A 13,695-nucleotide genomic window follows, 5' to 3' on the forward strand; every position below is an offset into this window, starting at 1 on the left:
ACAGCTCAAGAGTGCTGGCTTGCGAGCGCTTTGGCAATCTTCAAGGGCTGAAGTTGAATTTAGGAGCTGGCGCAGGAAGATCGCAGGCTTGGCCAGCGCCGACAGGACATCGTTTCTCTGGGAATGATCTGATCCGCATAACCACTCCTCATCTAAGCCTTTGCTTCTGCTCATTAATCCCGGACAATCGCGACCCTGTTTCGGCCAGGGCGCTGCCTGTCGGGTTTTTCCGACTCGTCCCGGCCGGGTGCACGTGACCGGAATGCGGAGATCCGACCGGATGAATGATCAGGCCAATAGCGTCGAAGAGCGCTTTGAAACGATAGTCCCAGCCACCCTCAGCCAATGGAGTCGTCAGGACACCACCTGGATGCTGGGCCTGTTTGGCACCGCCATCGGTGCAGGCACTCTGTTTTTACCGATCAATGCTGGCCTGGGCGGTTTCTGGCCGCTGCTGGTCCTGGCGTTGCTGGCGTTCCCCATGACGTTCTACGCACACCGGGGGCTGACCCGCTTCGTGTTGTCCGGTCGCGACGGCGCGGACATCACCGAGGTGGTGGAGGAGCATTTCGGCATCAAGGCCGGCGCGCTGATCACCTTGCTGTACTTTTTTGCGATTTTCCCGATCCTGCTGATCTACAGCGTGGCGCTGACCAATACGGTGGGCAGCTTCCTGGAGCATCAACTGCATATTCAGCCGCCGCCTCGGGCCGTGTTGTCCCTGGTGCTGATCCTGGGCCTGCTGGCGGTGGTGCGTTGCGGCGAGCAGGCAATCGTCAAGGCCATGAGCCTGATGGTCTATCCGTTTATCGTTGCGCTGCTGTTCCTGGCGGTGTTTCTGGTCCCGCACTGGAGCGGTGGCATCCTGACCACGGCGTCCACGCCGCCTGAGCCTTCGGCGCTGTTGCATACCCTGTGGCTGGCGATTCCAGTGATGGTGTTCTCGTTCAACCACTCGCCGATCATCTCGGCGTTTGCGGTGGATCAGAAGCGTCGCTACGGCACCAACGCCGAGGAGCGTAGCTCGCAGATCCTGTCGCGCGCCCATGTGTTGATGGTGGTGATGGTGCTGTTCTTTGTGTTCAGTTGCGTGTTGACCTTGTCCCCGGCGCAACTGGCCGAAGCCAAGGCGCAGAATCTGTCGATCCTGTCGTACCTGGCCAACCACTTCAGCAACCCGACCATCGCCTTTGCGGCGCCGTTGATTGCGTTCGTGGCAATCTCCAAGTCCTTCCTGGGGCATTACATCGGCGCGAGCGAAGGCCTCAAGGGCCTGATCGCCAAGAGCGGCCGCCGTCCGGCGCCCAAGACCCTGGACCGCGTGACTGCGGCGTTCATGTTGGTGGTGTGCTGGATCGTCGCCACGCTCAACCCGAGCATCCTGGGCATGATCGAAACCCTGGGCGGCCCGGTCATCGCGGCGATCCTGTTCCTGATGCCGATGTACGCCATCCGCAAAGTCCCGGCCATGGCCCGCTACCGCGGCCAGGCGTCGAATGTGTTTGTGGTATTGGTGGGGTTGGTGGCGATTACCGCGCTGGTCTATTCCCTCATGGCCTGATCGGATCCTGTGGGAGCGCGATAGCGGTAGTTCGGTTTGCATCGAAATGTCAGGCATAAAAAAACGCCGCCCCTCGCAAGAGGGGCGGCGTTTTTAGTCGAGCGTTAAAGCCTTAGGCTTGAACGACCGGGATGTTGGCGTTTGCAGCCGCTTCACGGAACTCGGCGATCTGGTCGAAGCTCAGGTAGCGGTACACGTCCGCTGCCATGCTGTCGATTTTGCCGGCGTATTCCATGTATTCCTCGACGGTCGGCAGGCGACCCAGGATCGAAGCCACGGACGCCAGCTCGGCCGAAGCCAGGTAGACGTTCGCGCCGTCGCCTAGACGGTTCGGGAAGTTACGGGTCGAAGTCGACACCACGGTGGCGTTCGGTTCTACACGTGCCTGGTTACCCATGCACAGCGAGCAGCCAGGCATTTCCATGCGTGCGCCGGCCTTGCCGTAGATGCCGTAGTAGCCTTCTTCGGTCAGCTGGTGAGCGTCCATTTTGGTCGGCGGCGACAGCCACAGACGGGTTGGCAGCTGACCCTTGACCTGATCCAGCAGCTTACCGGCAGCGCGGAAGTGACCGATGTTGGTCATGCACGAACCGATGAACACTTCGTCGATCTTCTCGCCAGCAACACTGGACAACAGACGGGCGTCGTCCGGGTCGTTCGGCGCGCAGAGCACCGGCTCCTTGATGTCGGCCAGGTCGATTTCGATGACTTCAGCGTATTCGGCGTCAGCATCGGCGACCATCAACTCAGGGTTGGCGATCCAGGCTTCCATCGCTTGAGCGCGACGTTCCAGGGTACGCACATCGCCGTAGCCTTCACCGATCATCCAGCGCAGCAGGGTGATGTTCGATTGCAGGTATTCGGTAATCGACTCTTTCGACAGCTTGATGGTGCAACCGGCGGCCGAACGTTCGGCAGAGGCGTCGGACAGCTCGAAAGCCTGTTCGATGCTCAGGTTGTCCAGGCCTTCGATTTCCAGAATTCGGCCGGAGAAGGCGTTCTTCTTGCCTTTCTTCTCGACGGTCAGCAGGCCAGCCTGAATCGCGAAGTAAGGAATGGCATGAACCAGGTCACGCAGGGTGACGCCCGGTTGCATCTTGCCTTTGAAGCGCACCAGGATCGATTCCGGCATGTCCAGCGGCATAACGCCGGTGGCAGCGGCGAAGGCGACCAGGCCGGAGCCGGCCGGGAACGAAATGCCCATCGGGAAACGGGTGTGGGAGTCACCACCGGTGCCGACGGTGTCCGGCAGCAGCATGCGGTTCAGCCAGCTGTGGATGATGCCGTCGCCTGGACGCAGGGATACGCCGCCACGGGTCATGATGAAATCAGGCAGGGTGTGGTGGGTGGTCACGTCGATCGGCTTTGGATAAGCCGCGGTGTGGCAGAACGATTGCATCACCAGATCGGCCGAGAAGCCCAGGCACGCCAGGTCTTTCAGTTCGTCACGGGTCATCGGGCCAGTGGTGTCCTGGGAGCCGACGGTGGTCATCTTCGGTTCGCAGTAGGTGCCTGGACGCACACCGGCTACGCCGCATGCCTTGCCGACCATTTTCTGCGCCAGGGTGAAACCCTTGGTGCTTTCAATCGGGGCATCGGGTTTTTTGAACAGGTCGAACGCTGGCAGACCCAGTTCGGCGCGAGCCTTCTCGGTCAGGCCACGGCCGATGATCAGCGGGATACGGCCGCCGGCACGTACTTCGTCCAACAGGACCGGGGTCTTCATTTCGAAGGTGGTCAGGACTTCATCAGTACCGTGCTTGCAGACTTTGCCAGCATGCGGGTACAGGTCGATCACGTCGCCCATGTGCATGTTGGACACATCGAATTCGATCGGCAGGGCGCCGGCGTCTTCCATGGTGTTGTAGAAAATCGGTGCGATCTTGCTGCCGAAGCAGAAACCACCGGCGCGCTTGTTCGGGACGTAAGGAACGTCGTCGCCGAAGAACCACAGCACCGAGTTGGTGGCCGATTTACGCGACGAACCGGTACCGACCACGTCACCGACGTAGGCGATCGGGAAGCCTTGGCCACGCATCTCTTCGATCTGCTTCATCGGGCCGGTCTTGCCTTGTTCATCAGGCACGATGCCGTCGCGAGCCATTTTCAGCATGGCCAGGGCGTGCAGCGGGATGTCCGGGCGGGACCAGGCATCAGGGGCAGGGGACAGGTCGTCGGTGTTGGTTTCGCCGGTGACCTTGAACACCCGCAGGCTGATCTTGTCGGCCAGCACTGGGCGGTTCTTGAACCACTCGCCATCGGCCCACGATTGCAGCACAGCCTTGGCGTGAACGTTGCCGTTCTTGGCTTTTTCAGCCACGTCGTGGAAGGCATCGAACATCAGGAGGGTGTGCTTGAGCTCTTTGGCCGCTACAGGCGCCAATTCGGCGTCGTCCAGCAGATCCACCAGGGTCACGATGTTGTAGCCGCCCTGCATGGTGCCGAGCAGTTCAACGGCGCGCTTCTTGTCCAGCAGAGGGGATTGGGCTTCGCCCTTGGCCAGGGCGGAGAGGAAGCCGGCCTTGACGTAGGCAGCTTCGTCGACTCCAGGCGGAATGCGATTGGTGATCAGGTCAACGAGGAAAGCTTCTTCGCCAGCCGGAGGATTCTTCAGCAGCTCGATCAGGCCTGCGGTTTGTTCGGCGTTAAGCGGCTGGGGAACGATACCCAGTGCTGCACGCTCTTCGATATGTTTGCGGTAGGCTTCAAGCACAGTTATTACCCTCATCAGTGGTCCCAAATGGGTGTCCGGGACGCTCATCCAGAAACCCACGGTACTCATGCGCGTTGGGGGCTTTTTGAGCCACCACGCCAGAGTTTTCGGGGTTCCTCACAGAAGCTGCTTTCAAAGTTTTACGCCTGCAGAACGGGGAGCTGATGAGGGTTGGCGTTGGGCTTTCCCCGCTGGAAAGACCCTTCGCCAACACCGCTCTGAAGGAACGACTGTGCTCGTGACGCTTTGAAAACAGCTTCTAACGGACATTGGCGCCTTAAAAGGCTGGCTGATTCTACGGCAAAAAAAAATTAAAGGTAAGTTGGGCTCTCAAGTTTGAGGGGTGATCAATCTTAGACAAAGGGCTAACATGCCGGCCTGTTCTGCTTTTGCGTGTGCTTTTCCCTATGCCCAACCAGATCATCAAGACCCCCTGCGTCGGCCTTTGCTCCACTGTCTACGGTGACCTGGTGTGCCGTGGGTGCAAGCGGTTCCACCATGAAGTGATTCACTGGAACGGCTACAACGAGGACGAAAAACGGGCGGTGTGGATGCGCCTGGAGCAACTGCTGGCGCAGGTGATGGTGGCCAAACTGGAGGTTTTCGACCCTGGTTTGCTGCGTCAACAGCTGGAGTCGCGCAAAATCCGCTTCGTAGCGCACCAATCTGAATATTGCTGGGCCTATCAACTGATCGCCCGGGGCGCGCGGGTGATCAACAATCTGGAAGCCTACGGCATGGTGCTGCTGCCGGAGTTTCGCGACTGGGAGTTGCCGGACCTGCGCGACGCCATTGATCGGGAATTTTTCCTCCTGTCCGAAGCCCATTATCAGCGCTACATCGCGCCGGGGTTCCTGAAGGATGCGATGGGCGGCTGAGTAAAAAGATCGCAGCCTTCGGCAGCTCCTACAGGGATGGCGCGATCGTTGTAGAAGGCTGCGATCTTTTGATCTTCAACCCTTGACCGCCAACTCCACCAGATGGTCCTCAACCTCCTGCGGCTTGAGCACCAGCACATCGCTTTCCAGCGTATCGAGCACCGCTTCGGCGGTATTTCCGATCAACGCTCCAGATAACCCGGAACGCGCCACGGTACCGATCACGGTCACCGCCGCCTGCAGTTTGCGCGCCATGAACGGGATCAGCACATCTGCGGGGCCCTCTTCGATGTGCAGGCGTTGGTCATCGATGTCGAATTCTGCTTGAAACGCCTGGCATTGTTCGCGGTAACGGGCCTCGATGGTTTCCTTGAGCTGGAACGTCGGGTCGGCAGACGAGAGCATCGGCGTGGGGTGGGCGCTGATCACATGCAGGTGCGCCTTGGCCAGGCTGGCAATGTCATAGCCGTGATCGATGATGGTGGTGTGCAGGTGGCGGTGTGAACCGTCAGTATTGCCGACGTCGACGGCGGCCAGAATCACCTTGTCTTTCCAGGAGCCAGCGGTTTTCACCAGCAGCACCGGGGTCGGGCAATGGCGCAGCAGTTTCCAGTCTGCCGGGGTCAGCAGGGCTTTTTTGAGCAGACTGTCGGGGAAATGCTGCTTGATCACCAGGCCGCAACCTTCAGCCTGCTGCACCTCAATGATGGTTTCGTAGAGGCTTTCGTTCCAGGCCTGTTCGGTGGTCACGCTGTAGCCGTCCGCCAGCAGTGCGGCCTTCAGCACGCTGAGCATGCCGGCATGGTCATGCTTTTTGTCGCATACCAGCAGGTGCAGATGGGCCTGGGTCACACCGGCGATCAGTTTGGCGCGTTTGAGCGCCAGGCTTTCCGAATGTTCGGGTTCGATGACCACCAGAATGCTGCGAATGGCTTGCATGAGCGGTGTCTCCAGCAATGAAAAGGCATGGCGTTGCTCAACTATAGTTGCTGTGGGTGAGCCGTCGACTTGATGCATATCAACAGTGGTGTCTGGTGGTCTGGGGGCAGGCCGGTATAATCGGCGCCCTTCGCTCGACTACCTTTTTCCGTGAGCCCCATGATCCTTCCCGAAATTCATGAATTCCTTGGCTGCCGCACCCCTGATGGCTGGGTCCAGGCTGCGCTGGCCGATCAGGAAACGTTGCTGATCGACCACAAGAACTGCGAATTCAAGGCCGCCAGCACTGCCCTGAGCCTGATCGCCAAGTACCATTCCCACGTCGATCTGATCAACCTGATGTCCCGCCTGGCCCGGGAAGAGCTGGTGCATCACGAGCAGGTCATGCGCCTGATGAAAAAACGCAAGATCGGGTTACGCCAGCTCTCCGCCGGGCGTTACGCCTCGGGGCTGCGCAAAGTGGTACGCAGCCATGAGCCGGTAAAGCTGGTGGACACCCTGGTGGTTGGCGCTTTCATCGAAGCCCGCAGCTGCGAGCGTTTCGAGGCGTTGGTGCCGCATCTGGACGAAGAACTGGGCAAGTTCTATTTCGGCTTGCTCAAAAGCGAGGCGCGGCATTTCCAGGGTTACCTGAAACTGGCCTACCAGTACGGCGACGCCAAGGACATCGCCCAGGTGATCGACAAGGTGCGTGACGCCGAGCGGGAGCTGATCGAATCACCGGATGTGGAGTTTCGTTTTCACAGTGGTGTGCCCGCGGTATAGGGCGGCTTGTACTGACGCCTTCGCGAGCAGGCTCGCGATGAACGATTACACGGTCTAGCGGCTGGGCACCCGCCACAAATACCACGCCGCCACCGTTCGATGAGGGCTCCACGCCAGCCCAATATCAACCATCTGCTTGCGACTCGGTTGTTGTTCCAACCCCTTCAGTCGCCGATACCCTTCGCGTACCCCAAAGTCATCGGCCGGCAGAATGTCTGGCCGCTCCAGGCTGTAGATCAGCAGCATTTCCACGGTCCAGCGCCCGACGCCGCGCAGGGTGATCAAGCGCTCGATCAACGCTTCATCCTCCATGGCCAGCGCCGTGGCGTAATCCGGCACCACTGCGTCCAGAGCCGCTTGAGCGATGCCGTGAATGGTCGCGATCTTGCTGGCGGAAAATCCGCAACCGCGCATCTGCGCAAAGTCGGTCGCCAGAATCTGCTCAGGCCTGGGGAAGCTTTGCGCCGGGAACAGGGCCAGCAGCCGGCCGAGAATCGCATCACCCGCTCTGGCGTGCAGTTGCTGATAGGCAATGGCCCGCACCAGGGCTTGATAGGGATCGCGGGCTGGCTTGGGTTGCAGCAGGCAGGGGCCGATCGCCTCGACATGACGTCGCCAGTCTTCGTCGAGGCTTGCCAGAAAGGTGCTCGCTTCGTGATAGGGCACAGGCATCGGGTGTTCGTTCTCCGGGCTGATCAAAATGCCAGGGGCAGTGACACCTGCACCGCGGCTTTTTCCAGCCGCAATAGAAACGCCTTGCGCGGCTGTCCGCCACCATAGCCGGTCAATGAACCGTCTGCTCCGATCACCCGATGGCAAGGAATGACGATAGCCAGGCGATTCTGCCCATTGGCCAGCCCTACGGCGCGGCTGGCGCCGGGGCTGCCAAGTGCAGTGGCGATGCCACCGTAGCTGCGGGTTTCGCCGTAAGGGATTTTTTGCAACTCGGCCCACACCTGAACGGCAAAGGCACTGCCGGGCATGTGTAGCGGGACGCTGAACGTGTTGAGTTTTGCGGCGAAGTAGTCGGCCAGTTCGGTTTCGATCTGCTGCAAGTGAGGGTTGTGCCCTGGCGCGACGGTGTAGCCGTAGCGCTGCTGTAACTCCTCGATTTCCCGGGTCAGGGCCGGGCGGTCGAGGAACTCCAGGAGTACCAGGCCGCGCCGTTCGGCCATAGCCAGCATCGGCCCCAACGGCGTGGTCAGGCGGGTGAACAGCAAGGGTTCGCTGAGGGCGGCGCGGCCTGGCGTGATGTGGAAGGACTTCACGAAGGCGTCACGAAACCCGCTCAGGGACTCGTAGCCTGAATCGAAAGCCGCATTGTCGATGGAGGTGCCTTCTTTGATCCCTCCCAGGGCGATGCCCAGGCGTCGGGTGCGCAGGTACGCGTGAAAGGTCATGCCGAAATGCTGCTTGAACCAGCGCCGCAGTTTCAGCGGTTCGATGCCTTGTTCCAGCAGCAGGGCGTCGGTCCAGCGTAGGTCGGGTTCGGCTTCCACGGCTTTGAGCAGGGCCTGGATCCAGTCCGGTGCGATGGCCGCGGCGTCCAGCGGCTTGCAGCGCAGACAGGCCCGATAGCCGGCCGACAGGGCTTCGTCCGCGTGGGCAAAGAATTCCACGTTCTGCGGTTTAGGTTTGCGCGCCGTGCAACTGGGGCGACAGAAAATGCCGGTGGTCTTGACCGCGGTGAAGAACACCCCCTCGTAGGCGGTGTCTCGTTCGAGCATGGCGCGGACCATCTCGGCATGGGGCGGGAGTAGCGAGTCTTGTAGGTTCATGGGGCTGAGCATAGAACCGCGCCTGGGACGGCTCCACCGAAAAATCGACAATGAATTTTTTTCAATCGTTGGCCAGACGGGATCGAACAAAAATTGAACTCTTGAGTCTTAACGGTTCACCGTTGATTTGTCTTTTGGAGACATCATGTCCAAGCATAAAAAATCCTTTATCGCCGTTGCTGTCTGCGCGTTGGTGCTCGGCGCTTCTGCCCTGTTGCCCGCCGACCTGTCGCCCATAGGCGCAAGCTATGCCGCAGACGGTGACAATGGTGGTGGTAACGGAGGTGGCAAGGTCAACGGCAAGCCCGGCGATTCCAGCGGTCAGGGCGCTGGCCCGAGCAGCGATCACACCGGCACTGCCACGCGCAAGCGCGATCATGGTGTGAGCGGCAAGCAAACCGGTACCACGCGCACCGATCGTGCCAGTAAGGGCCAAGGTTCGGGCACTGCCAATAGCCGCGGCACCCGCGGCGTGACCAAGTCGTCCGCAGTCTCCCCCGCCAAGCCTGGTACCCACAAGACCAAGGAGCAGACCAACACGACCCGCCCTTCGACCCAGAACGACCGTTGATGGTCTGAACAAGCCGCGACGCCTGATCAGGCGTCGCGGCTTTTTTGTGGAAGCAAGGTTGGCCGGCGGTGAGGCGAGCACGTTTTTTGCGCCACTGCGGCGGCTGTGTCGTGGGAAAGCTTGGCGCCTACGGGGAGCTCTCGGCACAAAAACGAAGTGCTCAGTACCTCCAGAACACCGGTGTAAACAGCACCAGGACAGTCAGAATCTCCAGCCGCCCCAGCAACATGCCAATGGTCAGCAGCCATTTGGCCGAATCCGGCAAGGTCGAGAAATTACCGGCCGGCCCGATAATTGTGCCCAGTCCTGGCCCCACGTTGCACACGGCCGTGGCCGCGCCGGTCAAGGCCGTCGTCCAATCCAGGCCGATCAGCGCCAGTCCCAGGGCGATACCGCCGATAGTGACGGTGAAGAAAAACGAAAACGTCAGCAGTGAGCGGACGATCTCTTCGTCAATGGGGCGATGGTTATATTTTTTCTGGATGACTGCCCGGGGATGGATCAGTTGTTTCAAGCTGCCCATCAGCAAGGCACCCGCCACTTGGAAACGGAAGATTTTCAGTCCGCCGGCCGTCGACCCCGAGCAGCCGCCGACAAACGTCAGGTAGAAGAACAGCAGCAGGGCAAAGCTGCCCCACAGTGTGTAATCACCCAGCGCCACGCCAGTGGTGGTGACCACCGAGGTTACGTTGACAGCCACGATACGCACCGAGTCCCACCAGGTGTAATCGCTGTTAAGGCTCAACCAGGTGCCCACCACAAGCCAGGTGATGACCAGGAAGCCGATGAAACCCCTGACTTGTTGATCCTTTAACAACGCCCGCTTTTTGCCGCGCAATGTGGCTACATACAAAGTGAAGGGCAGTGCGCCAGCCATCATGATGATTACTGATACCCAGTGGATGGCCGGTTGAGACCAGTGCCCCAGGGACGCATCCGAGGTGGAAAAGCCGCCAGTAGATATCAGGGACATCGCATGGTTGATTGCTTCGAAGGGTGTCATGCCGGCCAGCCACAGGGCCAGCGTGGCGAGGGCGGTCAGCCCTACGTAGATCCACAGAATGTAGTTCGCCGCGACGTGGGAGCGCGGTGTGACTTTCTCCGACCAGTCGGATGACTCGGTCTGGAACAGCCGCATGCCGCCGACCCGCAACAGCGGCAGGATCGCCACCGCCATGCCGATAAAGCCGATCCCGCCGAGCCAGTGCAGCATCGAGCGCCAGATCAAAAGACCTGGGGACGCGCTGTCCAGCCCGGTCAGAATGGTCGAGCCGGTGGTGGTGATGCCGGACATCGTTTCAAAAAACGCATCGGTGTAGGTGATGTGCTGGATAAACACCATCGGCAGGGCGGCAAATGTGCAAACGATGACCCAACTGGCGGTGGTCAGCAGATACATGTCTCGCGGGCGCATCTGTGTGTGTTCTGGCCGACCGCGCGCCACCAACGCGATGCCACAGACGAAGGTGATCAGACTTGACCATAAAAACGCCGACAGGTCATCGCTTCGCTCATACAGCATTAGCGTGAAAAGTGGGATCGCCATGCTGACGGCCAGGGTGACCAGGAAAATACCGAGGATGAATCCGATAAAGCGCACTACCGCAAGGGACATAAAACACGCCTGAATAAATGAGCCGCACAGTATTAATTTCGTTGGCCGGATGCAACGTAAAATTTACGTAAAAACTCCTAAGCAGCACCGCTCCGGCTCGGTGGTGATTCGCGGACATCATTGGGCAGTTTTGTTCAATACCCCCAGCCGCGAGCCATTTACCCTGATCGCCACTTCACAGGCACGAAGAAGGTATGCGATGAGTCTGATTTTTTCCATGGCGGCGTTTGCTTTGGTCGCCTCCATCACGCCGGGGCCGGTCAACATTGTGGCGCTCAGTTCCGGGGCCCGGTACGGATTTCGCGCGACCTTGCGTCATGTGGCCGGCGCGACCCTGGGTTTTGTATTGCTGCTGGTGCTGATGGGGCTGGGGTTGCACGAAGTGCTGCAACGCTGGCCGGGGCTCACTCGGGTGGTGCAACTGGGGGGCGTGGCGTTTCTGTTGTTCATGGCCTGGAAACTGGCGATGGACGACGGGCATTTGGGCGGCGAAGAAGAGGGGCGGGCACCCACGATGGTCTACGGTGCACTGATGCAATGGCTCAACCCCAAAGCCTGGCTGGCCTGCGTGGCGGGGATGGGGGCGTTCGTGGCCGACGGAGAGGCGCGGTTGGTGTGGCAGTTTGCAGCCATCTACTTGGTGATCTGTTACGTCTCGGTGGGTTGCTGGGCTTATGCCGGCAGTTTCTTGCGCACCTGGCTGGGCAATCCGGCGACCATGCGCCTGTTCAACCGGGCGATGGCTCTGTTGCTGGTGGCAAGCGCCGTGTATTTGCTATTGCCTTGAATCAAATCCGTTGTTGTGGCCAGAGTGTCAGTATCAGCCGCGATACTGGCCGGGCGTCGCCGCCAGGTGTTGCTTGAAGGCTCGCTGAAAATGCGCCTGGTCGGCAAATCCGCTGTCCAGCGCTACATTGGCGATCAGCTTGCCTTCGCGCAATTGACGGCGGGCGAACTGGATCCGACGGTTGACCAGGAAAGCATGGGGCGTCATTCCGTAATGGCGCTTGAACGCTCGGGTCAGGTAGGACGGCGAGAGTTGCGCGGCGGCGCAGATATCTTCGAGTTTCAACGCTTCGGTGCAATGGTCATGGATGAACTGGGCCGCCCGCATCAGCCCCGGATGGCTGCCCCGGTCTGGGCGACCGACCGGGTTGAGCCGCTGTTGCAAATCGGTGAAAAACGCTTCGACGGCGGTGTGCTTGCAGTGAGTGTCGATCCGCTCATTCACCAGGTGCTTATACAACGCTTGCAGCGTGCAAAACAGTTCGACGTCGCGGCTGTGGGTGGTGGCAAAACCCTGGAAATCCAAGGTTTCGTCAAAGCCGATACGGCGTTGCAAGTCTCTTAACCACTGAGTATCGACGTACAGCATCAGATACGACCATGGCTGATCGTCGATCGGGTTGCACGCATGAACGTCGCCGGGGTTCATCAGCACCACGGTGCCGCTTTCTACCTGGACACTCGACTGTTCGTGGAGGTAGGTGCTACGCCCGGCGGTGATCGCCCCGATGGAAAAGTGGTCGTGGGAATGGCGCGAATAGCAGGTCTTGCGCCCGTCGACGATGGCCCGGGCTTCGATGAAGGGCAACGCCGCGTCGCGCCAGAAGCGTGGGGCGTCGTCATGGGGAGCGAGCTTCATCGGTCAGCGTCCTCTTCTTGAACCTGAGTCGCAGTGTATTAGCCCTTGCCGGCAAATGCCCGTTCGATTTGGCCGTTTAGTTCCCTGAGCGGTTGAAGGGGAGTGGGCCTAGGCTAGACTTCAGGAAGTCCCGCCAATGGAGTTTCCGATGCAAGCGCCAGATAAATCGGACAACGAAGCCATGCGCCTTAAAAATCTGCACGCGCTCAAACTGCTCGACACCGCCCCCGAGGAGCGTTTTGACCGCTTGACCCGTCTTGCCCGGCGTCTGTTCGATGTGCCCATCGCGCTGGTCTCCCTGGTGGACGCCAACCGACAGTGGTTCAAATCCAGTGCTGGCCTGGACGCCAGCGAAACCTCGCGGGAGATTTCCTTCTGCGGGCACGCCATTTTGCAGGACCAGATCATGGAGATCTGCGACGCGGAACAGGACGAGAGGTTTCGCGACAATCCGTTGGTCACGGATGAACCCTGCATTCGTTTCTACGCAGGGTATCCCCTGGACCTGGGCGACGGTAGCAAGCTTGGCACGTTGTGCCTGCTCGATACTCGACCGCGCAAGCTCAATGACGAGGAACGCGAGCTGCTGCGCGATCTTGCCCACATGGCCGAGCAGGAATTGATCGCCGTGCAGATGGCGAGCATGGACGAACTGACACTGTTGTCCAATCGGCGCGGCTTCAAGGCGCTGGCTCAGCATGCAGTAAACGTTTGCGACCGCCTGTTGCGTCCGGCGACACTGCTGTTCTTCGATCTCAACGATTTCAAATCCATCAACGACCGCTTCGGGCATGCCGAGGGCGATAATGCGCTGAAGACCTTCGCCGATGTGCTGCGCATCGCCTTTCGCGAAAGTGATGTGATCGGCCGGTTGGGCGGTGATGAGTTCGTGGCGCTGCTCACCGGCTCTTCCCATGTCGAGACCACGGCGATCATGGCGCGACTCAAGGAAATCCTTGATGAGCGTAATGCGATGCTGCGGCGTGGCTATGACATCCGCTTCAGCGTGGGCCAGATTGAATACGACCCGCAGCACCATCAGTCGATCGACAGCCTGCTGGCCGACGCGGATGCAGCCATGTACGCCCAGAAGCAGGCGCCACGCGGCTAACGGCGGCACATTGACCCACCGCAATCGCGAGCAAGCTCACTCCCACAGGGTATTGCGGTGTAATCGAACAATCGGCAATAAAAAACGCCGCTTGCCCTTTCCAGGACAAGCGGCGTTTT

General features: G+C 59.9%; 12 protein-coding genes. 6 read left to right on the forward strand and 6 right to left on the reverse strand.

All coding sequences use genetic code 11. The features are described 5' to 3' along the window. Window positions 1-280: 280 nt before the first annotated feature. Complete coding sequence (locus tag ACA047_RS12805; protein ID WP_497359539.1) at window positions 281-1,561, forward strand: serine/threonine transporter; 1,281 nt, start codon at window positions 281-283, stop codon at window positions 1,559-1,561. Between the two features lie 112 nt (window positions 1,562-1,673). On the opposite strand, the gene acnB is transcribed toward ACA047_RS12805, so the two are convergent. After that, on the reverse strand, window positions 1,674-4,274 hold the full coding sequence (gene acnB, locus ACA047_RS12810; protein WP_497360331.1) for a bifunctional aconitate hydratase 2/2-methylisocitrate dehydratase: 2,601 nt from the start codon (window positions 4,272-4,274) through the stop codon (window positions 1,674-1,676). Between the two features lie 407 nt (window positions 4,275-4,681). Between acnB and ACA047_RS12815 the strand changes: the two genes are divergently transcribed. Then, window positions 4,682-5,152, forward strand: coding sequence for a DUF1289 domain-containing protein (locus ACA047_RS12815; protein WP_497359540.1), 471 nt, complete (start codon window positions 4,682-4,684; stop codon window positions 5,150-5,152). A gap of 75 nt (window positions 5,153-5,227) precedes the next feature. Here ACA047_RS12815 and uspL read toward each other — a convergent pair whose 3' ends face one another. Further along, window positions 5,228-6,091 (reverse strand): universal stress protein UspL, encoded by an 864-nt coding sequence (uspL, locus tag ACA047_RS12820; RefSeq protein WP_497359541.1) that lies wholly within the window; start codon window positions 6,089-6,091, stop codon window positions 5,228-5,230. 159 nt (window positions 6,092-6,250) lie between these two features. Between uspL and ACA047_RS12825 the strand changes: the two genes are divergently transcribed. After that, window positions 6,251-6,856: a MiaE family protein gene (locus ACA047_RS12825; RefSeq protein ID WP_497359542.1), complete on the forward strand. Its 606-nt coding sequence runs from the start codon at window positions 6,251-6,253 to the stop codon at window positions 6,854-6,856. Window positions 6,857-6,910: 54 nt separating this feature from the next. Here ACA047_RS12825 and ACA047_RS12830 read toward each other — a convergent pair whose 3' ends face one another. Both ACA047_RS12830 and ACA047_RS12835 read right to left on the reverse strand, forming a co-directional pair. Next, complete coding sequence (locus ACA047_RS12830; RefSeq protein WP_497359543.1) at window positions 6,911-7,528, reverse strand: DNA-3-methyladenine glycosylase family protein; 618 nt, start codon at window positions 7,526-7,528, stop codon at window positions 6,911-6,913. 23 nt (window positions 7,529-7,551) lie between these two features. Beyond that, window positions 7,552-8,634 carry a bifunctional transcriptional activator/DNA repair enzyme AdaA gene (locus tag ACA047_RS12835; protein ID WP_497360333.1) on the reverse strand — a complete coding sequence of 361 codons (1,083 nt, stop codon included), beginning with the start codon at window positions 8,632-8,634 and terminating at the stop codon, window positions 7,552-7,554. Window positions 8,635-8,779: 145 nt separating this feature from the next. Here ACA047_RS12835 and ACA047_RS12840 point away from each other — a divergent pair, with 145 nt between their 5' ends. Continuing rightward, on the forward strand, window positions 8,780-9,205 hold the full coding sequence (locus ACA047_RS12840; protein WP_497359544.1) for a hypothetical protein: 426 nt from the start codon (window positions 8,780-8,782) through the stop codon (window positions 9,203-9,205). 160 nt (window positions 9,206-9,365) lie between these two features. Here the strand turns inward: ACA047_RS12840 and ACA047_RS12845 are convergent, their stop codons facing one another. Continuing rightward, window positions 9,366-10,820 (reverse strand): TrkH family potassium uptake protein, encoded by a 1,455-nt coding sequence (locus ACA047_RS12845; protein WP_497359545.1) that lies wholly within the window; start codon window positions 10,818-10,820, stop codon window positions 9,366-9,368. Between the two features lie 199 nt (window positions 10,821-11,019). Here ACA047_RS12845 and ACA047_RS12850 point away from each other — a divergent pair, with 199 nt between their 5' ends. Beyond that, entirely contained in the window at window positions 11,020-11,607 is a 588-nt protein-coding gene (locus tag ACA047_RS12850) for a LysE family translocator (protein ID WP_497359546.1), read from the forward strand. Between the two features lie 33 nt (window positions 11,608-11,640). Here the strand turns inward: ACA047_RS12850 and ACA047_RS12855 are convergent, their stop codons facing one another. Next, window positions 11,641-12,465 (reverse strand): helix-turn-helix transcriptional regulator, encoded by an 825-nt coding sequence (locus ACA047_RS12855; protein ID WP_497359547.1) that lies wholly within the window; start codon window positions 12,463-12,465, stop codon window positions 11,641-11,643. Between the two features lie 148 nt (window positions 12,466-12,613). Here ACA047_RS12855 and ACA047_RS12860 point away from each other — a divergent pair, with 148 nt between their 5' ends. Next, window positions 12,614-13,576 carry a GGDEF domain-containing protein gene (locus tag ACA047_RS12860; RefSeq protein ID WP_497359548.1) on the forward strand — a complete coding sequence of 321 codons (963 nt, stop codon included), beginning with the start codon at window positions 12,614-12,616 and terminating at the stop codon, window positions 13,574-13,576. Window positions 13,577-13,695: the final 119 nt, after the last annotated feature.

This window comes from Pseudomonas sp. LBUM1664 (assembly GCF_059695895.1).

Coding starts and splice junctions, on each gene's coding strand:
- ACA047_RS12860 (WP_497359548.1), top strand. CDS start 12,614: ATGCAAGCGCCAGATAAATCGGACAACGAAGCCATGCGCCTTAAAAAT.
- ACA047_RS12855 (WP_497359547.1), bottom strand. CDS start 12,465: ATGAAGCTCGCTCCCCATGACGACGCCCCACGCTTCTGGCGCGACGCG.
- ACA047_RS12815 (WP_497359540.1), top strand. CDS start 4,682: ATGCCCAACCAGATCATCAAGACCCCCTGCGTCGGCCTTTGCTCCACT.
- ACA047_RS12850 (WP_497359546.1), top strand. CDS start 11,020: ATGAGTCTGATTTTTTCCATGGCGGCGTTTGCTTTGGTCGCCTCCATC.
- ACA047_RS12805 (WP_497359539.1), top strand. CDS start 281: ATGAATGATCAGGCCAATAGCGTCGAAGAGCGCTTTGAAACGATAGTC.
- ACA047_RS12845 (WP_497359545.1), bottom strand. CDS start 10,820: ATGTCCCTTGCGGTAGTGCGCTTTATCGGATTCATCCTCGGTATTTTC.
- ACA047_RS12835 (WP_497360333.1), bottom strand. CDS start 8,634: ATGAACCTACAAGACTCGCTACTCCCGCCCCATGCCGAGATGGTCCGC.
- ACA047_RS12840 (WP_497359544.1), top strand. CDS start 8,780: ATGTCCAAGCATAAAAAATCCTTTATCGCCGTTGCTGTCTGCGCGTTG.
- ACA047_RS12830 (WP_497359543.1), bottom strand. CDS start 7,528: ATGCCTGTGCCCTATCACGAAGCGAGCACCTTTCTGGCAAGCCTCGAC.
- ACA047_RS12825 (WP_497359542.1), top strand. CDS start 6,251: ATGATCCTTCCCGAAATTCATGAATTCCTTGGCTGCCGCACCCCTGAT.
- uspL (WP_497359541.1), bottom strand. CDS start 6,091: ATGCAAGCCATTCGCAGCATTCTGGTGGTCATCGAACCCGAACATTCG.